We start from the raw sequence: 23,774 nt of genomic DNA on the forward strand, positions 1-23,774 counted from the left end.
TATATTTATGAAAAAAATTAAACATAAAATTAATAAATTACGTAAAGCAATTTTGAAATATGATTATTTTTATCATACTTTAGATCAACCGATTGTTTCTGATGCAGAGTATGATTACTTATTAAATCAACTATATAATTTAGAATTAAAACATAAACAGTTTATTACGTTTGATTCACCGACTCAGAAAGTAGGTGCAAATGTGCTGAACAAGTTTAAAAAGGTAGCGCATTTTTTTCCTATGTTATCTTTAGAAAACACATTTGATTTAAATGGATATTTAAAATTTGAAAATAGAATTCAGAAAAAATGCATAATTAATTCTACAATAAATTTTTGTTGCGAGTTAAAAATTGATGGAGTAGCAGTGAGTTTAATTTATGAAGAAGGGAATTTAATTCGAGCTGCAACTCGAGGTGATGGTTTTTTTGGGGAAAATATTACAGAAAATGTAAAAACAATTAAATCTATTCCATTAAAATTAAATGGATTTAATATACCAAAAAGATTGGAAATACGTGGTGAAGTTTTTATGTTAAAATCTGATTTTTTTGAGTTAAATACTCAATCTGATACAGGTAAAAAAAAGTTTTTTTCTAATCCTAGAAACGCAGCTTCTGGATCTTTAAGGCAAATTGATTCTAAAATTACAGCTCAAAGAAAATTGATGTTTTTTTGTCATGGATTTAATTTTTTTAAGGAAATAGATATTTTTAAAACTCATTATGATGTGTTGATGCAATTAAAAAGTTGGGGCATACCAGTTAATAAAGAGACATTAATTTGTTCTAATCATTTAGAAATATTAAATTATTATAGAAAGTGTGAAAAAAATCGTGCATCATTTGATTTTGATATAGATGGTATTGTTATAAAATTAAATTCGCTTGATTTGCAAAAAAAAATAGGATGTAATAGTAAATCGCCAAGATGGGCTATTGCTTTTAAATTCTTTTCTAAAGAAGCAATTACTAAATTATATGATGTAAAATTTGAAGTAGGAAGAACTGGAATTATCACACCAGTAGCTTATTTTAATCCCGTTTATATTTCGGGAGTATTAATTAAAAAAGCATCTTTATATAATCACAGCGAAATTAATAGATTAAATCTACATTTTAACGATTATATTGTTATCAAGCGTTCCGGAGATGTCATTCCTAAAGTTATAAGTGTAATTATAAAAAAGCGTTCTGAAAATGCAAAAAAAGTATTTTTTCCAATTTATTGCCCAGTATGTAATTCAGAACTATTTTCAAACAAAGAAGAAAAAATAATCCGTTGCCTATCTGGATTAATATGTGATGCACAGAAAAAAAAATTATTTTATCATTTCTTTTCTAAAAATGCATTAGATGCTAACGGATTAGGCCCTAAAGTTATTGATAAATTAATTCAAAAAAAATTTGTTTTAAATTTAATAGATTTTTTTTATCTTAAAAAAGAACAAATCAAAAATTTATCTAATATAGGTGAAAAAAAAAGCGTTAAAATAATTGAAACCATAGTTAAATCTAAGAAAACTACTATGAATCGTTTTATTTATTCTTTAGGAATTTTTTCTGTAGGTGAAATGATATCTCAAAAATTATCTAATTATTTTATTTGTTTGGATAATTTCATTAATGCTTCTCGGAAAGAATTACAATCAATAGATGGAATTGGAAAAGTAGTTGCTAATAATATATTTAATTATTTTTCTATTTCTGAAAATCGAAAATTAGTAGATAAACTGATAGAAATATTAGACATTATTCCATATCATGATACATCTTGTAAAAAAAATAATATATTCAATAAAAATATTGTTATAACAGGTAAATTTAAAGAATTTTCCAGAATCAAACTAAAACAAATTCTAACTACATTAGGTGCTCGCATTAGTAATAAAATTTCTAAAAAAACAGATTTATTGATATTTGGTAAAAAATTTGGTAGTAAGTTTTTTGAGGCAAATAAATTAAATATTAAGATGATTAGTGAAGAAGAGTTAAATTCTTTAATTAAAAAAGAACGCTAATTGTATTTTTGGGTCGTGCAGGATTTGAACCTGCGACCAATTGATTAAAAGTCAACTGCTCTACCAACTGAGCTAACGACCCAAATTTTTTCTGGGTGATGACGGACTCGAACCGCCGACTTCCTCCGTGTAAAGGAGGAGCTCTACCAACTGAGCTAATCACCCTTCAATAACCTATATTGTAAAGATAAGAAAAATAGAGTCAATCTTTTTTTTTAAAAGATTATTTGTTTGTTGTAATTTTAATCGTTATGATGAAATAATTATCTATATTTATTACTATAAAATTTATTTTCAAAGTTTATATAGATATTTTAAAATATTTCAAGGAACATATGAAAGTTAAAACTCGTTTCGCACCTAGTCCTACTGGGGATTTACATATCGGAAGTATACGTACAGCTTTATATTCTTGGTTATTTGCGCGTCGTTATAATGGAAAGTTTATACTTCGTATAGAAGACACTGATTGTGAAAGATCTAAATCATTATCAGTTCAGTCTATTTTAAAAGGATTGAAATGGTTAGGGTTGAATTGGGATGAAGGTCCTTACTTTCAAACTCAACGATTAGATCGTTATAAAGAACTAATAGAAATTATGTTAAATACAGGTAATGCTTATAAATGCTATTGCTCTCAAAAGGAAATAGAAAAACAGCGTTTTAAACAAATTTCTGAAGGAAAAAAACCACGTTATACTAGAGTTTGTAGAAACTTAAAAATTAAACATGTTAGTAAAAAATATGTAGTTCGGTTTAAAAATCCTACTTCTGGAAAAGTTACTTTTGAAGATAAAATTAGAGGAAAAATTATCTTTGATAATATAGAGTTAGATGATCTTATAATTCAACGTTCTAATGGAATACCAACTTATAATTTTTGCGTTGTCGTCGATGATTTAGATATGAATATTACACATGTCATTCGCGGAGAAGACCATATTAATAATACACCTCGTCAAATAAATATTTTAAAATCTTTAAATGCACAGATACCTATTTATGCTCATGTCTCTATGATACTCAATGAAAATGGAAAAAAATTTTCTAAAAGAGATAACTCAGAAAATATTATTGCATACTATAAAAAAGGTTTTTTACCAGAAGCATTAATCAACTATATAATAAGATTAGGTTGGTCTCATGGCGATCAAGAAATCTTTAGTTTTTCCGAATTAAAAAAGTTATTTAATTTAGATTCTATTAATAAATCTTCTAGTTCTTTTAGCATTAAAAAACTTTTATGGTTAAATAAGTATTACATCAATAATTTACCAGTAAATCATATTGCTAATGTCTTAAAAGATTACATGAAAAATGAAAATATCAATATAGAAAAAGGACCTAATTTAAAATTTTTATTAAATTTATATAAACATCGTTTTCATACTCTGCAAGATATGGTATCTAGTTTTAGATTGTTTTATGAAGAATTTGAATCTTTTGATCTACAATCTGCTGATGAATATTTAATTTCGAACAATATTTATATATTAAAAAAAATTTTTAATAGAATAAAAAATTTATCTTTTTGGAAAATTGAAATGTTAACTGAAGTGATCAATAATCAAGCTACAACATTAAATATAGATTTAAAAAAAATAAATATGTTGTTACGAGTTGTATTAACAGGAAAAAAGTATTCCCCTAATATAAGTTCGGTTATGTTTTTACTTGGTAAAGAAAAAACTTTATTAAGATTAAAAAAAGCGATAATTTTTATAAAAAATAAAATTTATATACAATCTTAAATAAGATATTTATTTTCAAATCAAATGTTAATTAAGATAACAATGTTTTATTGAAAAATCAATTGACAGAGTTCATGTGTTTTTATATTGTAATAATTTTGGGGTTATAGCTCAGTAGGTAGAGCATTTGCATGGCATGCAAAATGTCAGCGGTTCGATTCCGCTTAGCTCCAAAAAGTTTAAATAATCTTCAAAATTTCCGTTTTTATACAGTTTTAATATAATTTATAGATACTTTATAGCGCTGTGCGAAATATAATTAGGCACAGCATTTTAAGTTAAATCTGTTGATTCATTATTTCTTTATAAGCTGATATAAATTTATTTCTAATTTGAATAGCTAATTGTATAGAAATAGAAGATTTTTGTAAATTTATCATTACATCATTTAAAGAGATAGAAGATGGATTTAATTCAAACTTTTCAATATTTTTTTGTGCACGATTTTGAATATTATTCACTTCACCTAATGCTTTTTGAAAAAATTGAGCAAAATTGTTAGATTCTTGAATATTGTTTTGATTGTTTTTTTCGTCTTTATTTAAAAAATTAATTTTGGTATAAATATTTTCGTTATGCATGTTATCAATAAACATATCTTCCTCTAAAATTATTATTATAACTTTTAAAATAATATCATATTTTTTACAAGATAAATATTTTATGCTATAGATAATTTATCAGCAAATGTTTTTATTTCAAGTAAAATTTAGTTGTTGTTTAATTACAATTCAGATTGTCTACTAGATTAGGAAGATGTTATGAATTTTAGTGCTATAGAAGAATCAATTTCAGAAGAGAAAAAAAAATTTATTAATTTTTTATCTTATTTTTTTAAAAATGCACGTGTTTTAATAATTTTATTAGTAATAGCAGTTATTGCTACTATTTCTATTTCAGTATGGAGGAAATCTTCTGATTATCAAGTTTTGTACAGTAATTTATCTTCTGAAGATGGAGCATCTGTTATTAGTTATTTAAATCAAATGAAAATTCCTTATCAGTTTTCTGAAAGTTCTGGGAAATTATTAGTTCCAAAAAATCAAATTTATGATATACGTTTACATTTATCGGAAAAAAATTTTCTTCATAAAGAAGTAGGTTTTGAAATTTTAGATAAAGAAAAATTTGGAATTAGTCAGTTTAACCAGCAAATTAATTACCAACGTGCTTTAGAAGGTGAATTAGCTCGAACTATCGAAAGAATTAATATCGTAAAAAGTGCTCGAATACATATAGCTATGCAAAAAAATTCTTTATTTTTACAAGATAAAAAAAAACCATCAGCTTCAGTGATTTTAAGTTTAAAACCCGGAACACAATTAAATATAAGCCAAACCAATGCTATATTGCATTTAATGTCTAATAGTATATCTGATTTGCCTATAGATAATATTGCGATCGTGGATGAATTTGGTAATTTATTAAATAAATCTACATTAGAATCAGATGAAATAAATGATGCAAAATTAAAATATTCTGAAAAAATTGAATCAAGATATATTAATAAAATTCAAAGTATTTTAGAACCACTATTTGGTATGGGAAACATACACGCCCAAGTAACTGCTCAAATTGATTTTAATTCTCAAGAAAAAACACAAGAGCGATATGAACCTAATGGGAATAATCAAAATCAATCCATTCGTTCACATCAAATGATTATTAACGATAATATAAAAAATCAGAACACAGACGATCATAGCAATTATTTTGACAAAAATAATTTATTTAATAGTAACTCTAATAATATATCTAAAAAATCTGATGCTATAAAAAATTCTCAATTATCCAAAGATAGGATTACAAGATCTCATTCTAATATTAATCATGATGATATAATTAATTATGAATTAAATCATAGTTTGTCACATATGAAGATGAATATCGGGGAGATTAAAAGATTATCTGCTGCAGTAGTGATTAATCTTATCAAAGATAAAAATGGAAAATTGATTTTTTTGAGCCCAAAACAAATAAAAAATATAAAACATTTAATCTGTGAATCTATAGGTTATTCTAAAAGTAGAGGTGACAGTGTACATATAATAAATGAATCGTTTAATCAAAATAATAAACATGTTTTAACTAAGTTCAACAATTTTAATCAATCTAATATTTTTAATACTGCGTCTATTTTAATTCCATGGTGTATTTCAGCGTTATTTGTTTTATATTTTTTGAAGAAATATATTTTTTATTTCTCAAAAAGTATTCGTAAAAATAAAAAATTAAATAACAAGAGCACGCCAGAGGAAATTGTTAGTTCTAATAAAAATGAATTTGTGAATAATATCGAAGAAAAAAATTTAACACATTTAAATACAGAAAAAACAGATAATTTAATTCATCAAATTTGTAATATATCTAATCAAAATCCACGTTTTATAGCGTCGATTATTCGTCAATGGATGAGTGATAAAAAATGATTGTAAATGGTACTGAAAAGAGCGCGCTTTTATTAATGTCAATAGGATCAGATCAAGCATCAGAAGTATTAAAATATTTAACTCCTTTTGAAGTGCAAAAATTGGTTAATCATATGGTGAATATTAATCATTTTTCTAATATAGAATTAAATAAAGTATTAGCTGAGTGTTATGATCTTTTTATGAAAAATAATGATTTAGTTTATAACAATAATGATGAATATATATCTGATATGTTAATTAAATCGATAGGCGAAAAAAAAGGAACTATTTTATTAAGTGATGCTTTAGAAATAAGAAACATTAAAATGTCTATTAAATCTCTTAATTCGATGGAACCATCTAAATTAGCTTCTCTGTTGGAAGAGCAGCATGCTCAAATTATCACAACGATACTTGTTTACTTAGACCCAGATCAATCAGCTCGAGTTTTATCTTTTTTTAAAGAAGAAAAACGTATTGAAATTGTAATTAAAATTTCTGAATTTAATGGTCTTGAAGAAAAAAAATTTGTTGAATTAAAAGATATTATCAACGATTTAATTAACAAAAAAAAATCTACCTTTTCAAATAAAGGAGGTATTAAAACTGTTGCTAATATTTTAAGCTCTATGGAAAGAGAAAATGAAAAAAATTTACTAAAGAAAATTGCATGTTCTAATAAAGAGTTATCTAGTAAAATTATTCAAGAACTATATTCATTTGAAAATATAATAAATATTGATGATAATGTGATGAAATGCTTAATAAAGAATTTAGAAGAAGAGAAGCTATATATTGCATTGCAAGGTAGTAATGAAATTATAAAAAATAAATTTTTAAATAATATGGATGAAGAAAAATCAAAAAAATTATCACTTTATTTAAAGGAAAAATCTTATGTTTCTAATGCAGCTATAGAAAATGAGCAAAAATTAATTGTGATGATGATTAGAAATATTTTGGATTACGGTACGTTTTCAATAGAAAATTTAGGAAAGTATTATGTCTGATTCAGATTTAAAAAAAGAATGGAAAAAATGGCATCCAAAAAAAATTTTTTTAAATAATTCAGAGAAAAAACATAATGTTTTTTGGAATACAAGTGCTTTAAAAGAAACGGATTTTTCTACTGAAAAAAAAGATGAGTTGAATCATAAATTTAAAAACTCAAATAGATTACAAAAAGAATCTTGTCATGATAATAAGCTGTCTTTTTTAAACATTCAGAGACAACTGGAAGAAAAAGAAAAAAAATATGCTTTATTGAATAATAAGTTACGAAATTTATGCTCAAGTTTTGAATCTACAATGTCTTTTTTTGAAAAAACGTTATCTTCACGGTTACTAAAAACAATATTAATGGTTGCTTCTTATATTGTCGGAGAAAAATTTTCAATTAATGAATCAGTTTTATTAGAAAGGGTAAAAAAAATCGTAGACAACGATAATTTTTTTTTGAAACAACCAAAATTAGTTGTGCACCCTGGAAATAAACAAATATTAGAAAAAATTTTAAAACAACCGATACATAGCAAATGGGAATTAGTTTTTGACAAAAGTATTGATATTAATAGTTTTAAAATTCTCTCTGAACAGAGTAATATAGACGGTACTATTCATGCGAGATGGAAAGAAATATATCGTATTATTCTTGAAAAAGAGAAGGAGAATTAATGCAATTAAAATACTCTGAATTATTTGACAAAATTACTTCTTTTGAAAATAGAATCAATAGTCTTTCTGATTGTATTATGTATGGTTATGTAATCAGTATACATGGTTCAGTAATAGAAGTGATAGGTTTAAAGGCTTCCATTGGGTCTGAGTGTATTATCGAAAAAATAATAGATGAAAAAGTTTTAAATATTTCAGCTGAAGTGATTAGATTTAATAAAGACAAAACATTATTATTTTCTTTTGAAGAAACTTATGGTATTTTACCTGGTGCTAAAGTGTTCTTAAAGATATCCAGAAAAATGACTCCTTTCGTTAAAAGAGTTCCGTTAGGAATGAAGTTATTGGGTAGAGTTTTAAACGCTAAAGGAAGAGCATTAGATAAACAATCGGAATTAGATCCAAAATGTTTTAAAATTATTGAAAATAAGCGCATTAATCCATTAAATAGAAAACCAATTAATGAAATACTCGATACAGGAATACGAGCAATAAATGGATTACTAACTATTGGAAAAGGTCAAAGAATAGGAATTTTTTCGAGTTCAGGAATTGGAAAAAGTGTTTTACTCGGTATGATGGCAAAATATACACAAGCAGATGTAGTAGTTATTGGATTAATTGGGGAAAGAGGAAGAGAAGTTAAAGATTTTATAGAAAATATATTAGGATTAAATGGTTTATCAAAATCTGTGGTAATAGCAGCTCCAGCTGACGCTTCTCCTTTATTACAAATAGAAGCGGCATCATATGCTACAACTGTAGCTGAATATTTTCGAGATCAAGATAAACATGTTTTGTTAATTATGGATTCATTAACTCGTTATGCGATGGCTCAAAGAGACGTATCTCTATCTTTAGGTGAACTACCAGTTTCTCGCGGATATCCATCTTCTGTTTTTTTTAAAATTCCTGCTTTAGTAGAGCGTTCAGGAACTACAGAGAATCAAGGATCTATTACTTCATTTTATACAGTTTTAACTGAAAATAATGAAGATCAAGATCCTATTTCACATATTTGTCGTTCTATACTTGATGGACATATTGTATTATCTCGTTATTATGCAGATTTAGGGCACTATCCTGCTATTGATATAGAATCTTCTATAAGTCGTGTTATGCCGGAAATTATCACTCCAGAACAATATTCAAAAGCTTGCTATTTTAAAAAATTAGTAGCTTCTTATCAAAGAAACAAAGATTTAATCAATATTGGAGCTTATGTTAAAGGAAATGATTTAATTTTAGATGATGCTATAAAAAAATGGACGAATTTAGAAAAATTTTTACAACAAAAACCGTCGGAAAAAAGTAATTATTTAGTTTCTTGTGAAGAATTAAATAGAATATTTAGTTAAATTATTTTGTTTTACATGTATTAATTTTTTTCTTGTTCAATAGGATATATTATGAAATATAAAAAAATTTTATTTTGTGTTTTGAAAAATATAGAAGAGAAAAAAATAAAACAAAAAGCAATTTATATTCAAAATTTACATATTCAAAAAAAAAAATATATTGAACAATTGAAATTATTAATTAATTTTCGAAATGAATATATTACAAAATTAAATATCAATGTAAACTTAGGAATGCCTATTTATTATTGGAGAGTATACAAAAATTTTATTTCTATGTTATATAATGCAGTTGAAGAGAATAATGATATTATTAAAACATATGAAAAAAAAATTAAAAAAAATATAGATCAATGGCTTAAAAATCATATTAAATTAAAAACTTGGAATTATTTAAATCAAAAAAGTATAATATCTTTTCAAAATCGTTATATTTTAGAAGAACATATTATTAACGATGAATTTTCTCAATTAAAATTTTTTAAAAAAGGTAGTTATTATGATCTTAAGTCGTATCAATAATATAGAATTAAAAAGTAATATTTTATTAAATTCAGATCATAATTGTGGTTTTAATGTTGCTAGCTTTGATTTTTACCAAGCTATTTTTAATGCATGTAAAAAAAAATTGTTAAATCAAGAAATTAATTTTGATAATATTTCTACAAAAAAAAAGAAAAAAGATACTGAAGATATTACATCTATTAATTTTTTAGTCAATAATCTGTTGAATATTTTCAATAAAAAAAACATAAAAAGTAACTTTTATGTTCAAAAAAATACTAATATAAAAAAACAAAAAAAAAAGATAGATCAAAATTTTAAGTTAAAATTGCATTTTTCTTCAAAAAATAAAAACACAATTAATATAGAAGATAATAGAAAAATCATGCAAACATTTAAAAAAAATGAAATATTAAATAATTTAACAAATGTTAAAAATAAGTATTTTTCAATGCATGATTATAACGTTATTAATTATTTTAAAAAACCTTGCAGTAAAAATAATTTTAGCAAAATTAATCATTTAACATTGATCAAAAATAAAAAAAATTCTGTTAAAGCAAGTAAAAATTCTATATTGTTTAAAAATCATATAAATAGTGCATCACACGCATGTGTTATCAAAAATTTATATAAGAATCATAATTTTATATATGAGATAAATTCCTTAAAAAAAACAGATAAAAGTAATTTCTTTGAACTAAATAAAAAATCAACATTTTTTTTAAATAATAAAAAAAGTCTTCAGTGGAAAAAAGCGATTAGCCAACAAGTGTTATTATCTATTTCTAATAAAGATAACAGAGCTGAAATTCGTTTAACACCAATGTTGCTTGGAACAATATATGTAAAAATTAAAATAAAAAATAATCAAGCGCAACTAAAATTAATTTCAGATCATATAGAAATTAAAAATTTTTTAAATAGTTGCATTCCATTTTTACATGATTCTTTAATTAAAAATGGTATTTTTTTAAAAAAAGTTAATATTTCTAATGCTTTTGACACGCAAAAAAATCGAAATTTATCTCGTTTAAAAAATATGCCTAGAATGTCTAGTGAAATGCAAATGTTTTATAAAAATTTTAAAAATAATGCATGTGTAGATACGTATGTTTAATATTATATGAATATATAATTAAAATTTTTTATTAAGTTTAAAACTTAAAAAATAAATTTCAATATAACTTTTAATGACTTTTACCTATAAGGTACATAATACATGGGAAAAAGTAACGGTGTAAATAGTATCAAGCAAACAACTAATAAAGAAAAAGAAATACATAACGTTTTAAGTATAAAAGAAATTCAAGCATTAGAGAAAATTAATAGAAAATTTATAGAAAAAATAACGACATATTTTTCAAATCTTATTAAAAATGATGTAAAATTAAATGTTTTTTCTATTAAACTTAATACGTATATAAATAACGAAAAAGATGTTAAATATTTACTTGTTAGTACAACGGAAATATTAAATTTCAATAAAAAACTTTTTATATTTTTTTCAGATAATTTATTATCTATTTTTATAGATCTATTATTTGGAGGTAATGGTACTTGTCGAGAAAAAATTAATCAAAATAGAAATCTCACATATATAGAAAAAATTACTATTAAAAAGATTCTCAAACTTATTTTTAGTACCTATTGTAAATTTTTTAAAAATATCTTTTCTATTGATATACATAATTGTTATACAAAAATTATTAACATTGAAAAAGATGCTATTTTAAAAGAAAATTACATCACTAATTATTTTAACTTAAGTTTAAATAGTATAAATGTTTTTTTTACTATCTTTTTGCCTGTTTCCGTCATTAAAAAATATTTTCAGAAGTTAAATTCTTCGAAAAGTAATGTAAAATGTTTAACAAAAAATATAGATTTTAAAAAAAATTTTCCTGTTATTCATTTACATGATATTGAATTGCAAGTTGTTATAAAATTAATAATGTCATCTAAAACAAAATATAATAGTTTATCTATAGGAGATATTTTAACGGTAGAGAATCCTGATCAAGTTATTGCTTATATAGAAAAAATACCTGTATTTTTAGGTTGTTATAAAAATTTTAATAAAAAATCCGTTGTTTTTTTAAAAAAATTTATATATAAAATATAAATTTTTTATTGATATAAGGAGTTTTTTAATGAATGAATTAAAAAACAAATATAATTCTGAAAAAATTGATCATTCTATAAATAATGTAAATGATATAGACATTAAAAACAAAAGTAATTTTGAAGAACCGATATCTTTTAGTGCTGATGAAAAAAAAAATAAAAAAGAAATAATATTTGATATACCAGTTGATATAACTATAGAATTGGGTCAATCTAGATTGAAAATAAAAGAATTATTAAATTTGTCAAAAGGTAGTATGCTTTTCTTAAATCAAAAACAAGAAGATCCTCTAAAAATCTTTGCAAATGGTAAATTAGTTGCTTTTGGTGAAATTGTTACGTCGGAAAACACATATGGTGTAAGAATTATCAATACAAAAAATTCTTAAAATACTATGAATTAAAAAATTTAAATATTATGACAAACAATATTGAATCACAGTTAAAATTAAATAGTTATCAATCAGTATTTAATAGTATAAATTTTTTTCAAATAGCTACTTCATTAGCTCAAATAATATTATTAATATTATTTTTAAGTTGGATTGTAAAAAAAATTTCTTTTAAGAAAAATAAAAGAAATTTTTATATGAATATGATAGAAAAAATATCAATAGGACCTAATGAATCAATTATTATGATAGAAGTGCAACAGGTTAAATTAATATTAGGTGTTACGAAAAATAATGTTACTCATCTGCATACATTAACATCTCAATTAAAAAAAGAGTTGCCTGGTAAAGAAGAAAAAATTATGTTTCCAAAAAAAAATTTTTACGATTCTTTCAAAAATTTTATTAAAAATTTTTTGAAAAAAGGAATATTATTTCGAACTATTTCATTTCTATTTTTATTATTATTTTGTCCTTTAGTATATGCAGGTATACCTGGACCAGTAATTCACCATTTAAATGATGGTACACAGACTTGGTCTTTGCCGATACAAACTTTAGTTTTTTTAACTGCTCTTACTTTTCTTCCAGCTTGTCTTTTAATGATGACTAGCTTTACACGTATTATTATTGTTTTTGGGTTATTAAGAAATGCTTTAGGAACTCCATATGCTCCACCTAATCAAATATTGTTAGGTTTAGCGCTTTTTTTGACTTTTTTCATTATGTCTCCAACTTTCGAAAAAATTTACCAAGAAGCTTATATTCCTTTTAGTAAAGAAGAAATTAATATGGATGAAGCTATTTTAAAAGGTGCAGCTCCACTAAAAAAATTTATGTTAAATCAAACAAGAACATCTGATTTAGAATTATTTTCGAAAATAGCGCATATTTCTTACTACAAAGATAAAAGTTCAATACCTATGCGAATTTTATTACCTTCATTTATTACTAGCGAGTTAAAAACAGCTTTTCAAATTGGTTTTACTATTTTTATACCTTTTTTAATTATCGACTTAGTTATCGCTAGTGTTTTAATGGCTCTTGGTATGATGATGGTTCCACCTTCAACTATTTCTTTACCTTTTAAATTAATGTTATTTGTATTAGTAGATGGGTGGCAATTGTTAGTGAATTCACTATCTCAAAGTTTTAATGTGTAACTTTTGATGGAACTCTTTTATGACTCCGGAATATGTAATGATTTTATTTAGTCAAGCTATGAAAGTTGCATTGATGATTTCATCTCCATTGTTGTTATCTGCTTTAATTAGCGGTTTAATTATTAGCATATTACAAGCAGCTACACAAGTCAACGAACAAACTCTTTCATTTATTCCTAAAATAATTTCTATTTTATCTGTAATTGCTATACTTGGTCCTTGGATGTTGGGTGTTATGTTAGATTACATGCATAACTTATTTGATAATATACCAGCAATTATAAAATGATGTTAACATTTAATAATTTACAATTAATAACGATTATTAGTAACTTTTTTTGTCCATTAGTGCGTATTTTAGCATTTTTTTCAATTGCTCCAATTTTTAATGATTATCATATAAATAGAAGTACTAAAATAGTTTTATCTATATTAATTAGTTGGGTTATATTTCCATTTTTGCCTCAAATAAAAACAGAACTATTCTCTTTGTCTGGCTTATTACTTCTATTAGAGCAGATTTTAATTGGAATCACTTTGGGTTTTACTTGTCAATTTTTATTTGCGACAATTAATTTTTCAGGAGAATTAATTGGTCTTCAGATGGGTTTGTCTTTTGCAACATTTTTCAATGCAAACAATAATATTGGTATTTCTGTGATATCTAGATTATTAAATATTTTAATGTTATCTTTCTTTTTATCGATTGATGCACATCTTTATTTAATATCCATATTAATTGATAGTTTTTATAGTATACCGATTAACATTATTTTTTTTGATAATAGCATTTTTTTAAATGTGTTAATATTTGCTAGTAATATTTTCTTAAACAGTATAATGCTTATTTTTCCAATTATGATTTTTTTATTATTATCTAGTTTAATAATGAGCATTTTAAATCGTTTATCACCTCAAATATCTATTTTTTCTATTGGTTTTCCATTAAATTTGCTAATAGGGATATCGATGTTATATTATTTAGTGTTTATTTCTTTTCCTATTTTTAACCACTTATTTAATCAATTAACATTATTTTTATCAAATACTTTTTTGAAATTGCAGTAACATATTGGTGTACTTATAAAGTATAATTTATATTAAATTATACTTTAGTTTAAAATAACATTTTTTTAAAAATTTTTTTTAAATTTTATTTAAAATTTTTATTATTTAATTTTTCCCTCATGGTATAATACATGTTTTCGGACAGTTGGATCGTATTTTTTCAAAACTAACTTATCAGGTGTATTTCTTTTATTTTTAGTAGTGGTATAATAGTGTCCTGTTCCTGACGAAGAAATCATTTTGATTTTTTCTCTGTTCTTTTTAGCCATGTTATATCCTTATTTTTTATTTTTTATTTTTTTTATAATTGATTCTATCCCATTTTTATCAATACACCGCATTCCATGAGTTGAAACACGTAGCTTAATAAATCTTTTTTTTTCTGGAATCCAAAATCGATGATTTTGAATATTTGGTAAAAATTTTCTTTTTGTTGCATTTAAAGCGTGTGATCGATTATTACCAATCATACGTTTTTTTCCTGTAACTTGACATATACGAGACATATAAAATTTTTCCTAGAATAAATTTTTACTATTTTTTTTGAGAATGCTAAATAACATACTAATATAGTATATATTAACTTAATTATTTATATTTTAAATTATTTTATTTTGAAAACAAATAAATTTAAATAATTTATTTAAAATTATATTTTTTTAAAAAAATTAACATAATATAAAATTTCATATTTTTAAGTTCTAATTAATGTTTAATTTAGGATTATTTTTATGAATGTGTATCAGAGATATTTATCTAAATCTTTGATTTTGTTTGCTAGTTTATTGTTTTTAATAATACTATTATTAGAAAGTAATTTTGGATTTAAATTATTTTTTAATATTACTAATTATTGTTTTTTAGGATTTAAAACGGAAAAAGTATCAGGAAATTGGCGTGATTTTACATTAAAAAATATTACTTTTAATTTCTTTCACGCATCTATTAAAGCTTCTAGAATTCATATATTAATCGATCCGAAATCTTTATTAAGTGCGCACAAAATTCTTAAAAATATTGAAATAAAAAACTTAATTTTTTCGTTCAATGAAAACCATTTATTTTCTTCAAAGAAAAATTATTTTAAGAAAAATCCATTAGAAAAAAATATTTTTTTTAATAACTATGTTATTGTAAAAAATATACATTTTGATAAAATTTTGTTAAAATCAAAAAATACACATATAATTTTATTAAATGTATATAGTGGATTAAAATTCATTAATAATAATTTTACTATACTTGATACTTATGTTGATTATGCTGCTTTTAATTATAAAAAATACAATCAAAAAATTTTTTTAAACACAAAAAAAATTATCAATAAGAAAAAAATAAACAATTTTTTATCTTTTTTTTTAGATCATAAACAATTTGCATTTCCAATGAACTTAAATTTTATATCTATAAAATGTAAAAAAATTCAGGTTTTTCAGAACCAATTTAAAAACGTTTTTTTTCAAGGTATTATTAATAAAAAATTTATATTTAAACTAAAATTTAATGATTTTTTTAAATTTAATATATTTGGAAAAGTATTATTAAATAATTTATATCATCCTATATATATTCATCTATATACCCATCGTTTTTTATTTCCAGTTAAAAAAAATATAACATTTATTTCTAAAAATTTTAATGTCATTTTAAAAGGAACAGTTGATAATTATTACTTATCATTTAAAAATATTATTAATATATCAGGTATGCCATCAGTTTTTTTAAATGTTTTTTGTAATGGTAATTTAACAAACATCTCTGTGAATAAAATTTATTTTATTCCAATTTCTAATGATAAAAAATTAGTTGATTTAAAAAAACAAACCTATATTCAATATATTTCTAAATTAACAGGTAATGTGAATATATCAAAAAATGTTAATAGTAGAGTAAATAGTATAAATATTTCTCATTTTAATTTAAAATCCAACATAATAAATAAAAAATTTCTAGTTTCAGGATCTTTAAACTATAATCAAATTAGTAATGTAAAAATACCTAAAATAAGTTTTTTTTTAGGAAAAAATAAAGGATTTGTACAAGGATCAGTATCTAAATTGATTAATCTTGATTCATCTATTAATGCTAATAATTTAAATGATTTTATCCCAGATTTAAAAGGCGCAATTATAAGTACATTAAATATATACGGTTATTATTTTTCACCCGTTATTTCTGGTGTTATTTCAGGAGAAAAATTGAATTGGAATAATATAATTTATTTAAAAAAAATGAAAATTTTGTTTAATGTAAATACTCAACAAAATACTACAAAAAATGTTTTTCTTTCTATAAAAAATATTAATTTATCTAAATTTTGTTTAGATTATTTAAATATTAAGTTATATTGGAACGATATTAAGCAAAAATTTTGTTTTTTTATGAAAAATAAAAATTTTAATATAAATTTTGTTATCAATGGAAAATTAAATCATCACAAAAAAATTTGGAAAGGTATTTTTAAAAAAATTAATATTTCAACTTTTAATCAGAAATGGAATTTTAATAAACGTCCAATTATATTTGCTTTTAACAAAAATACAAAAAAAAATAAATACAATACAGTTAAATATAAACGCTATATTTTCTCTCTGATAAAAAAAGTTAAAAAGTTTTTGTTTCTTTCTATTTTTAATTCATCTATTAATTTTAAAACTAATTTATTTTTTCAAACAACATGCATATCAAATAAAATAAATAAATTTTCTAATATAAAAATATTTTTATATAGTAAAAATACGACATTATATAAAAAAATAAAAAATAAAATTTTTTCTAAAAAAATATCATTTTTAAAATTTCTAATTAATTTAAAAAAAAATAATCTTACAACTCGTTTAGTAATATATCCTTCAAAAAATAAAAATAATAAATTATTTGGATTTTTAAATATTTACGACATTTTTCATAAACAACATATACAAGGTAAATATTTTTTATTGCATTTTCCTTGTTCTATTTTGAATTTTTTTATTGCACACCCCACAGCAATTAACGGTAAATGTAGTGGGAAAATACATGTTTTACACACTTTATATCAGCCTCATATATTGGCTGATATGCATTTGAAAAATTTTTATATTAAAAGTAATAAAATATTAAAATATATTATGTTATTTTTTTATCCTTCTTTAAATTTGGTAAAACATATAAAAATTAATCAATCAATTTTTATAAAGCAAGGTAATGTGTTATTTCAACTATACTTAAATTCAAAAAATAAAATTGTTAATTCTACAGAATGGAACATTTTTTTTAGTAGTAATCAAGTATTTTTTTTTATTCTTCCAAAAATCAAATTAAATCTTTCTTCTCAATTAAATTTACATTATTTTTTATTAAAATATGATTTAATTGGATATTTAAAATCTTTTTTGTTTAATTTTCACATTAATGAAAAGAATTTTATTTTTTAGAAAAAAATAGTTTTTATATTTTTTTTTTGTTTTTGAATCGATTATATGACAAACTAATTTCTAATTGCGCAGATTTTTTATTGTCCCATCCTATAATTTTTGTCCACTTACCTGTTTCTATTTTTTTATAATATTTAAAAAAATGTTCTATTTGTTTTTTTAGTAACTCGGATATGTCTTCAATGCTTTTAACGTTTTGATATTCTTTACAAATTTTACTTTTTGGTACAGCTATAATCTTACAGTCATCTCCTGATTCATCTTGCATTTTTAGTATGCCAATCGGTCTACAGTGAATAACAGATCCAGATTGTATAGGATATGGAGATGGGACTAAAACATCTAAAGGATCTCCGTCCATGGATAATGTTTGATTGATGTATCCATAGTTACAAGGATAAAACATTGGTGTAGATATAAAACGATCTACGAAAAGTAAACCTGAATTTTTATCTATTTCATATTTAATAGGAGATGAATTAGATGGTATCTCAATGATAGCGTATATATCATTTGGTATATTCTCTCCTGCGATAACTGTATTATAATTCATTAATTTTTACTCTTTTATATCTTAAAGATACTGTTTTTATATGTTAAATGTTTTTAGTTTTTTCACAATTATAACTGTATAACAATTAATAAATATTGTTTATTTTAAAAATAATTATTTTTTTATATAGTTATTTATAAATTAATATTAATATATTCTATTTATATATTATATATATTTATTAAGGAGTTACAAATGAAATCAATTCATCAAATTAGACAAGAAGAAAACCTACTCATAAATACAGTGAATACTACTCTTAAACTAGCGAAACAAATAATGAACTGTTCTATTGAAGTATCTGCTAAAAAAACAATAGGATTTAATATTAATGTTAGAAACAGTATTGTAGAAAATATAGAATTTAATAGTGATAGAGTTTTATTTATTACTGTATATAACAAATTTTCTAAAGGTAGTGTTTCATCTAAAGATTTTAGTATAGATAGCATTAAAAAAATGTTAAATGTTGCTATAGATATTTCTAAAAATTCTTCTTCTGATTTTTTTATAGGTTTACCTGATATAAAATTACTTTGTTTTAATTCTGACGATCTTGATTTATTTCATCTTTCTGATATGAGTATAGAAAACGGAATTAATTACGCCTCTATAGCAGAAAAAGAAGCATTTAAATTAGATAAAAGAATTGTTAATAGTGAAGGAAGTTTTTTTAGCAGCCACACTACTATAAATGTTTTAGGAAATAGCTTAGGAATGTTAGAGAAATATAAATCTACTCTTTATTCAGCTTATAATTGTATGATTGCAAAAGAAAAAAATTCAATGCAAAGAGATTTTTATTATTCCACATCTAGAAAAATAGAAAATTTAGAACAACCCATTATTTTAGGGAAAAAAACTGCACAACGTGCTATCGATCGATTAGGTGCTAGAAAAATTAATACTATGAAAGCTTCAATTATATTTTCAAGAGAAATATCTTCTAACTTTTTTTCCCATCTTATTCCAGCTATTACTGGTGATAATGTATATCGTAAATCTACTTTTTTACTGCACGATTTTCGAAAAAAAATTTTTCCTAGTTGGTTAAGTATTATAGAAAATCCACATATTCCACAAGGATTAGGAAGTAAGCCTTTCGATAATGAAGGTGTAAAAACGATTGTAAAATATATCATTCAAAATGGAATACTATCTACTTGGTTACTTGATAGTTATAATGGTCGCAGATTAGGACTGATTAGTACAGGAAATTCTGGAGGTATTCATAATTGGTTAGTTTCCAATCAAAATATATCATTTCAAGACTTGTTAAAAAATATGAACACTGGATTGTTAGTTACTGAGTTAATGGGTCAAGGAATAGATATTGTTAGTGGAAATTATTCACAAGGAGCTATGGGTTTTTGGGTTGAAAATGGGAAAATTCAATATCCGGTAAATGAAATTACAATATCCGGAAATTTAAAAAATATGTGGCTAAACATTCTTAGCATCAGCAATGATATTGATATTCGAAATAATATTAAATGTGGTTCTATATTAATATCCGAAATGCAGATTTCAGGAAATTAGTTTGGATTTGTAAAGTGATTTAAATAAAAGGTAATAAATTTATTACCTTTTTAAAAATTTTATTTTTTATATCAAGAAGTTGACTGATAAGCCGGGTTCTGTTTTAAAACAGTCATTCATCTAGATTAGCAATTACTTGCTAATTCAAGCAGTCTACCCAGGTTTGTAGTACGAGCAATACTATTATTATAAAAATAATATAACCTATATTTGACTTTGCTCCAGGTGGAGTTTACCATGCCATAAATTGTCTCCAATTATGCGGTGTGCTCTTACCACACCTTTTCACCCTTTCCATTTTTAATAATATATAAAATATTAAATTTGGTGGTTTTTTTTCTGTTGCACTAGTCATAAGTTCGCACTTTCCAGGTGTTACCTGGCACCTTGCTCTATGGAGCCCGGACTTTCCTCTCTTTAGCATATAACTAAACAGCGACTGTTTTAGTCAACTTCTTTGTATAGAATTATATATTATTTAAATTAAAATGTCACTTTTCTTCGTGTTGTATTGCATATTGATATAAATCATTTTTATTGGTTTTGTGAATTTTTGAAGTAATAAGAACTGATTGTTTTAATGACAAAACCTTTCTTAATAGAGTAAAAGTATTTATTATCTTATCTGAAAGATTTATATTTTTCGATTCCTTATAACCATCTATAATAATAACATTTTCTCCTTTATTATAGCGATTTTGGTCTTCTTTAATCCAATTAAATATTATATGAGCTTTATTTCCATAAATAATTTCCCATTTTTTTGTAATTTCTCTAGCAATTACTATATGTCTGTTTGCTCCAATTTCGTTTATTATATCTTGAACAGTTTCAATTACTCTATATTTTGATTCGTATAAAATAATTGTGCGTTTTTCTTTTTTTAAAGAATTTAATAAACTACGTCTTAACTTTTTTTTAGAAGGAAGAAATCCTTCATAACAAAAACTACTAGTAGATACTCCAGAGGCACTTAATGCAGTAATAGCAGCACAAGCACCAGGAAGTGGAATGATTTGAATTTTAAAAAGATGACATTTTTTAATTAATATATATCCTGGATCATTGATTAACGGGGTTCCTGCGCTCGATACTAAAGCAATTTTTTTTCCTTTTTCTAATTCTTGGATTAAACGATCACTTTTTTGAAATTCATTAAATTTATTAAAAGATATTAAGATATTTTTTATATTAAAATGTTTTAGTAAAATATTAGTATGTTTAATATTTTCACATGCTATTAGATCGACTTCTTGTAATATTTTTAAAGCGCGATAAGTAATGTCAGACAAATTACCAATAGGTGTTGGCACAATGTAAAGAATGCCAGTATTTTTAAAATTCACTTTTTTATCCAAATATGTTTTGTATTGATTTTAATCAAAGAAAGTTAATTATTTATTATATAAACAATGTTAAATTTAATCTTTTTATATTTAATTAAAAAAAAATTTATTTTTAGAAGGAAAGTTAGTGAAAAGAGTGGTCATTACAGGGTTTGGTATCATTTCTAGTATCGGTAATAATAAAGAAGAAGTTTTAAATTCTTTATATCATGGTCGTTCTGGAATAACATTTTCAGAACAAATGAAAGAACTAGGTATGCGTAGTCATGTGTGGGGAAATATTAAATTAGAACATAAAAATTTCATAAGTAAAAAAATGTCTCGTTTTATGACTGATGCTTCTATTTATGCTTTTCTATCTATGGAGCAAGCAATTAAAGATGCTCATTTAAAAAATAAACATTACCAAAAAAATGCTCGCGTTGGATTGATTGTTGGTTCAGGAGGAGGTTCTCGTGCAGATTATGTTAAAAGTATAAATATAAAAAAAAATCGTTTTAGTTTTCGTTATTTAAATCCATATACTGCAATTAAATCTATGACATCTGGAATTTCTGCTTGTTTATCAACTATATTTAAAATTTATGGTGTCAATTATTCCATTAATTCTGCTTGCGCTACTTCTGCACATTGCATCGGAAATGCTTTTGAGTTGATCAGATACGGAAAGCAAGATCTTATCTTTGCGGGTGGTGGTGAAGAAGTAAGCTGCGAATTAGCTGCTGAGTTCGATTCAATGAGAGTTCTTTCTTCAAGTTTTAACAAAAATCCTACAAGAGCATCTCGTGTATATGATTGTAAACGAGATGGTTTTGTAATATCAGGAGGAGCAGGTATTGTGGTCATCGAAAATTTAAATTCAGCGCTTGCTCGCTCTGCTCCTATTTATGCTGAAATTATTGGATATGCGGCAACATCTGATGGTGTTAATATGGTTATACCTTCCGGGGAAGGTGCTTTAAGATGTATGAATTTAGCAAAAAATAAAAAAAATTTATCTATTGATTATTTAAATGTTCACGGAACATCAACGAAAATTGGTGATCTAATTGAATTAAGAGCAATTAAACAATCTTTTGTTGATGAAAAAAAACCAATGATTTCGGCAACGAAGTCTATAACTGGTCATTCTTTAGGTGCATCTGGAGTACATGAAATTATTTATACTTTATTAATGTTACAATATAATTTTATATCTCCTTCAATTAATATTGAAATATTAGATCCTTATGCAAAAAATATGAATATTGTGCAAAAAACTATTTCACAAAAAATTACAACAGCAATGTGTAATAGTTTTGGATTTGGAGGAACTAATGTTTCTTTAATATTAAAAAAATACTAATTTTGTAAAGTTAATATAATTTAAATTAAATATTTAATATATATTATTAAAAAAGTAAGAGATTTTTTTATCTTTTATTATATTTTTTGAACTTTAATAATAAGAGTAATACACAATGAATCAGTTAGAATTATTAAGACAATTTACAACAATTGTAGCAGATACAAGTGATATAGATTCTATTTGCAAATATAAACCGGAAGATGCAACTACAAATCCTTCTTTAATATTAAACGCAGTAAATTTACATAAAAATCAAAAATTTCTTAATCAAGCGGTGGAATATGCTAAAAAAAAAGGAGGATCACAACAAGAACAATTACTAAATGCCAGCGATAAAATTTTAGTTGATCTCGGTGTGGAAATTTTAAAATATATACCAGGTTATATTTCTAGTGAAGTAGATGCTCGTTTGTCTTTTAATCAAGATAAGTGTATTTTAAAAGCAAAAAAAATAGTTCAAATGTACGAAAATCAAGGTGTTTCTAGACAACGAGTATTAATTAAACTAGCAGCTACATGGGAATGCATAAAGGCAGCAGAAGAGTTAAAAAAAGATAATATTTTTTGTAATTTAACTCTTTTATTTTCCTTTGCTCAAGCACGCGCTTGCGCAGAATCAAAAATATTTTTAATATCTCCTTTTGTTGGTCGTATTTATGATTGGTATGTAGATCAAAATTTAATATCAAATTTTTCTAGCAACGAAGATCCAGGAGTGATTTCTGTTCGAAAAATATATAATTTTTATAAAAAACATAATTATAAAACTATTATTATGGGGGCTAGTTTTCGCAATGTTAAACAAATCTTATTATTATCTGGATGTGATCGATTAACTATTTCTCCTATATTATTGAAAGAGCTGGAATTAAGTAATGAAGTATTTGATAGAAAATTAATTCCACCTACTACTTTTACGAAACCACCTACAGCTCTTTCTGAAGAAGAATTTAGATGGGAACATAATCAAGATAAAATGGCTGTTCAAAAATTATCAGAAGGTATAAGAAACTTTGGGAAAGATCAAGTTCTTTTAGAGAAAATTATCTCAAAACTAATATAAACATTAAATTAAAATATTAATTTTTTATAAAATTATAGCTT

22 protein-coding genes, 3 tRNA genes and 1 other RNA gene are annotated in these 23,774 nt (G+C 23.6%); 18 read left to right on the forward strand and 8 right to left on the reverse strand.

Annotation, left to right across the window (positions count from 1 at the left end; all coding sequences use genetic code 11):
- Positions 1–7: 7 nt before the first annotated feature.
- Entirely contained in the window at positions 8–2,020 is a 2,013-nt protein-coding gene (ligA, locus tag IX46_RS00340) for an NAD-dependent DNA ligase LigA (protein ID WP_053940054.1), read from the forward strand.
- A 9-nt stretch (positions 2,021–2,029) separates the two neighbouring features.
- On the opposite strand, the gene IX46_RS00345 is transcribed toward ligA, so the two are convergent.
- Both IX46_RS00345 and IX46_RS00350 read right to left on the reverse strand, forming a co-directional pair.
- Positions 2,030–2,102, reverse strand: a tRNA-Lys gene (locus tag IX46_RS00345).
- 10 nt (positions 2,103–2,112) lie between these two features.
- Positions 2,113–2,185, reverse strand: a tRNA-Val gene (locus IX46_RS00350).
- A gap of 170 nt (positions 2,186–2,355) precedes the next feature.
- On the opposite strand from IX46_RS00350, the gene gltX reads away from it, so the two are divergent.
- Positions 2,356–3,771 carry a glutamate--tRNA ligase gene (gene gltX / locus IX46_RS00355; RefSeq protein ID WP_053940055.1) on the forward strand — a complete coding sequence of 472 codons (1,416 nt, stop codon included), beginning with the start codon at positions 2,356–2,358 and terminating at the stop codon, positions 3,769–3,771.
- 100 nt (positions 3,772–3,871) lie between these two features.
- Positions 3,872–3,944: transfer RNA gene (locus IX46_RS00360), tRNA-Ala, on the forward strand.
- A gap of 105 nt (positions 3,945–4,049) precedes the next feature.
- Here the strand turns inward: IX46_RS00360 and fliE are convergent.
- Complete coding sequence (fliE, locus tag IX46_RS00365; protein WP_053940056.1) at positions 4,050–4,367, reverse strand: flagellar hook-basal body complex protein FliE; 318 nt, start codon at positions 4,365–4,367, stop codon at positions 4,050–4,052.
- 165 nt (positions 4,368–4,532) lie between these two features.
- Here fliE and fliF point away from each other — a divergent pair, with 165 nt between their 5' ends.
- From fliF to fliR, 11 genes are all read left to right on the forward strand, one after another.
- The gene (gene fliF, locus IX46_RS00370) at positions 4,533–6,200 is read left to right on the forward strand and encodes a flagellar basal-body MS-ring/collar protein FliF (protein ID WP_053940057.1); all 1,668 of its coding nucleotides are present in this window, start codon (positions 4,533–4,535) and stop codon (positions 6,198–6,200) included.
- Positions 6,197–7,192: a flagellar motor switch protein FliG gene (locus tag IX46_RS00375; protein ID WP_053940058.1), complete on the forward strand. Its 996-nt coding sequence runs from the start codon at positions 6,197–6,199 to the stop codon at positions 7,190–7,192. Before fliF ends, IX46_RS00375 begins: the two co-directional genes overlap by 4 nt.
- Entirely contained in the window at positions 7,185–7,856 is a 672-nt protein-coding gene (locus IX46_RS00380; protein ID WP_053940059.1) for a FliH/SctL family protein, read from the forward strand. The genes IX46_RS00375 and IX46_RS00380 overlap by 8 nt, the downstream gene beginning before the upstream one ends.
- Complete coding sequence (locus IX46_RS00385) at positions 7,856–9,214, forward strand: FliI/YscN family ATPase (protein WP_053940060.1); 1,359 nt, start codon at positions 7,856–7,858, stop codon at positions 9,212–9,214. Before IX46_RS00380 ends, IX46_RS00385 begins: the two co-directional genes overlap by 1 nt.
- Before the next feature lie 51 nt (positions 9,215–9,265).
- On the forward strand, positions 9,266–9,736 hold the full coding sequence (locus tag IX46_RS00390) for a flagellar export protein FliJ (RefSeq protein WP_053940061.1): 471 nt from the start codon (positions 9,266–9,268) through the stop codon (positions 9,734–9,736).
- Positions 9,714–10,838, forward strand: a complete 1,125-nt coding sequence (locus IX46_RS00395) for a flagellar hook-length control protein FliK (protein WP_053940062.1) — start codon at positions 9,714–9,716, stop codon at positions 10,836–10,838. Before IX46_RS00390 ends, IX46_RS00395 begins: the two co-directional genes overlap by 23 nt.
- A gap of 102 nt (positions 10,839–10,940) precedes the next feature.
- Positions 10,941–11,843, forward strand: coding sequence for a hypothetical protein (locus IX46_RS00400; protein WP_053940063.1), 903 nt, complete (start codon positions 10,941–10,943; stop codon positions 11,841–11,843).
- 28 nt (positions 11,844–11,871) lie between these two features.
- Entirely contained in the window at positions 11,872–12,234 is a 363-nt protein-coding gene (gene fliN, locus IX46_RS00405; RefSeq protein WP_053940064.1) for a flagellar motor switch protein FliN, read from the forward strand.
- A gap of 29 nt (positions 12,235–12,263) precedes the next feature.
- Positions 12,264–13,400 (forward strand): flagellar type III secretion system pore protein FliP, encoded by a 1,137-nt coding sequence (fliP, locus tag IX46_RS03250; RefSeq protein WP_071880105.1) that lies wholly within the window; start codon positions 12,264–12,266, stop codon positions 13,398–13,400.
- A 19-nt stretch (positions 13,401–13,419) separates the two neighbouring features.
- A complete protein-coding gene (fliQ, locus tag IX46_RS00415) occupies positions 13,420–13,689 on the forward strand; it encodes a flagellar biosynthesis protein FliQ (protein WP_053940065.1) in 270 nt (89 codons plus the stop codon).
- Positions 13,689–14,468, forward strand: coding sequence for a flagellar biosynthetic protein FliR (gene fliR / locus IX46_RS00420; RefSeq protein ID WP_053940521.1), 780 nt, complete (start codon positions 13,689–13,691; stop codon positions 14,466–14,468). The genes fliQ and fliR overlap by 1 nt, the downstream gene beginning before the upstream one ends.
- A 101-nt stretch (positions 14,469–14,569) precedes the next feature.
- Here the strand turns inward: fliR and rpmG are convergent, their stop codons facing one another.
- Positions 14,570–14,737: a 50S ribosomal protein L33 gene (rpmG, locus tag IX46_RS00425; protein WP_053940066.1), complete on the reverse strand. Its 168-nt coding sequence runs from the start codon at positions 14,735–14,737 to the stop codon at positions 14,570–14,572.
- 9 nt (positions 14,738–14,746) lie between these two features.
- Positions 14,747–14,974: a 50S ribosomal protein L28 gene (gene rpmB / locus IX46_RS00430; RefSeq protein WP_053940067.1), complete on the reverse strand. Its 228-nt coding sequence runs from the start codon at positions 14,972–14,974 to the stop codon at positions 14,747–14,749.
- 225 nt (positions 14,975–15,199) lie between these two features.
- On the opposite strand from rpmB, the gene IX46_RS00435 reads away from it, so the two are divergent.
- Positions 15,200–17,884 (forward strand): hypothetical protein, encoded by a 2,685-nt coding sequence (locus IX46_RS00435; RefSeq protein ID WP_053940068.1) that lies wholly within the window; start codon positions 15,200–15,202, stop codon positions 17,882–17,884.
- 13 nt (positions 17,885–17,897) lie between these two features.
- Here IX46_RS00435 and ppa read toward each other — a convergent pair whose 3' ends face one another.
- Complete coding sequence (gene ppa, locus IX46_RS00440) at positions 17,898–18,437, reverse strand: inorganic diphosphatase (RefSeq protein ID WP_053940069.1); 540 nt, start codon at positions 18,435–18,437, stop codon at positions 17,898–17,900.
- Positions 18,438–18,632: 195 nt separating this feature from the next.
- Here ppa and pmbA point away from each other — a divergent pair, with 195 nt between their 5' ends.
- Positions 18,633–19,976: a metalloprotease PmbA gene (gene pmbA, locus IX46_RS00445; RefSeq protein ID WP_053940070.1), complete on the forward strand. Its 1,344-nt coding sequence runs from the start codon at positions 18,633–18,635 to the stop codon at positions 19,974–19,976.
- 71 nt (positions 19,977–20,047) lie between these two features.
- On the opposite strand, the gene rnpB is transcribed toward pmbA, so the two are convergent.
- Together rnpB and rsmI are read right to left on the reverse strand one after the other, a co-directional pair.
- An RNA gene (rnpB, locus tag IX46_RS03040) (RNase P RNA component class A) lies at positions 20,048–20,432 on the reverse strand.
- A gap of 35 nt (positions 20,433–20,467) precedes the next feature.
- Entirely contained in the window at positions 20,468–21,322 is an 855-nt protein-coding gene (gene rsmI, locus IX46_RS00455; protein WP_082249196.1) for a 16S rRNA (cytidine(1402)-2'-O)-methyltransferase, read from the reverse strand.
- A gap of 127 nt (positions 21,323–21,449) precedes the next feature.
- Here rsmI and IX46_RS00460 point away from each other — a divergent pair, with 127 nt between their 5' ends.
- A complete protein-coding gene (locus IX46_RS00460) occupies positions 21,450–22,667 on the forward strand; it encodes a beta-ketoacyl synthase N-terminal-like domain-containing protein (protein WP_053940072.1) in 1,218 nt (405 codons plus the stop codon).
- Between the two features lie 115 nt (positions 22,668–22,782).
- Positions 22,783–23,733, forward strand: a complete 951-nt coding sequence (gene tal / locus IX46_RS00465; protein WP_053940073.1) for a transaldolase — start codon at positions 22,783–22,785, stop codon at positions 23,731–23,733.
- Positions 23,734–23,774 lie beyond the last annotated feature (41 nt).

This window comes from Buchnera aphidicola (Aphis glycines), from assembly GCF_001280225.1.
Classification (GTDB): Bacteria; Pseudomonadota; Gammaproteobacteria; order Enterobacterales; family Enterobacteriaceae; genus Buchnera; species Buchnera aphidicola_E.

Bases quoted from the DNA above. Each gene is read 5' to 3' on its own strand.
- ligA (WP_053940054.1), top strand. From the start codon at position 8: ATGAAAAAAATTAAACATAAAATTAATAAATTACGTAAAGCAATTTTG.
- gltX (WP_053940055.1), top strand. From the start codon at position 2,356: ATGAAAGTTAAAACTCGTTTCGCACCTAGTCCTACTGGGGATTTACAT.
- fliE (WP_053940056.1), bottom strand. From the start codon at position 4,367: ATGTTTATTGATAACATGCATAACGAAAATATTTATACCAAAATTAAT.
- fliF (WP_053940057.1), top strand. From the start codon at position 4,533: ATGAATTTTAGTGCTATAGAAGAATCAATTTCAGAAGAGAAAAAAAAA.
- IX46_RS00375 (WP_053940058.1), top strand. From the start codon at position 6,197: ATGATTGTAAATGGTACTGAAAAGAGCGCGCTTTTATTAATGTCAATA.
- IX46_RS00380 (WP_053940059.1), top strand. From the start codon at position 7,185: ATGTCTGATTCAGATTTAAAAAAAGAATGGAAAAAATGGCATCCAAAA.
- IX46_RS00385 (WP_053940060.1), top strand. From the start codon at position 7,856: ATGCAATTAAAATACTCTGAATTATTTGACAAAATTACTTCTTTTGAA.
- IX46_RS00390 (WP_053940061.1), top strand. From the start codon at position 9,266: ATGAAATATAAAAAAATTTTATTTTGTGTTTTGAAAAATATAGAAGAG.
- IX46_RS00395 (WP_053940062.1), top strand. From the start codon at position 9,714: ATGATCTTAAGTCGTATCAATAATATAGAATTAAAAAGTAATATTTTA.
- IX46_RS00400 (WP_053940063.1), top strand. From the start codon at position 10,941: ATGGGAAAAAGTAACGGTGTAAATAGTATCAAGCAAACAACTAATAAA.
- fliN (WP_053940064.1), top strand. From the start codon at position 11,872: ATGAATGAATTAAAAAACAAATATAATTCTGAAAAAATTGATCATTCT.
- fliP (WP_071880105.1), top strand. From the start codon at position 12,264: ATGACAAACAATATTGAATCACAGTTAAAATTAAATAGTTATCAATCA.
- fliQ (WP_053940065.1), top strand. From the start codon at position 13,420: ATGACTCCGGAATATGTAATGATTTTATTTAGTCAAGCTATGAAAGTT.
- fliR (WP_053940521.1), top strand. From the start codon at position 13,689: ATGTTAACATTTAATAATTTACAATTAATAACGATTATTAGTAACTTT.
- rpmG (WP_053940066.1), bottom strand. From the start codon at position 14,737: ATGGCTAAAAAGAACAGAGAAAAAATCAAAATGATTTCTTCGTCAGGA.
- rpmB (WP_053940067.1), bottom strand. From the start codon at position 14,974: ATGTCTCGTATATGTCAAGTTACAGGAAAAAAACGTATGATTGGTAAT.
- IX46_RS00435 (WP_053940068.1), top strand. From the start codon at position 15,200: ATGAATGTGTATCAGAGATATTTATCTAAATCTTTGATTTTGTTTGCT.
- ppa (WP_053940069.1), bottom strand. From the start codon at position 18,437: ATGAATTATAATACAGTTATCGCAGGAGAGAATATACCAAATGATATA.
- pmbA (WP_053940070.1), top strand. From the start codon at position 18,633: ATGAAATCAATTCATCAAATTAGACAAGAAGAAAACCTACTCATAAAT.
- tal (WP_053940073.1), top strand. From the start codon at position 22,783: ATGAATCAGTTAGAATTATTAAGACAATTTACAACAATTGTAGCAGAT.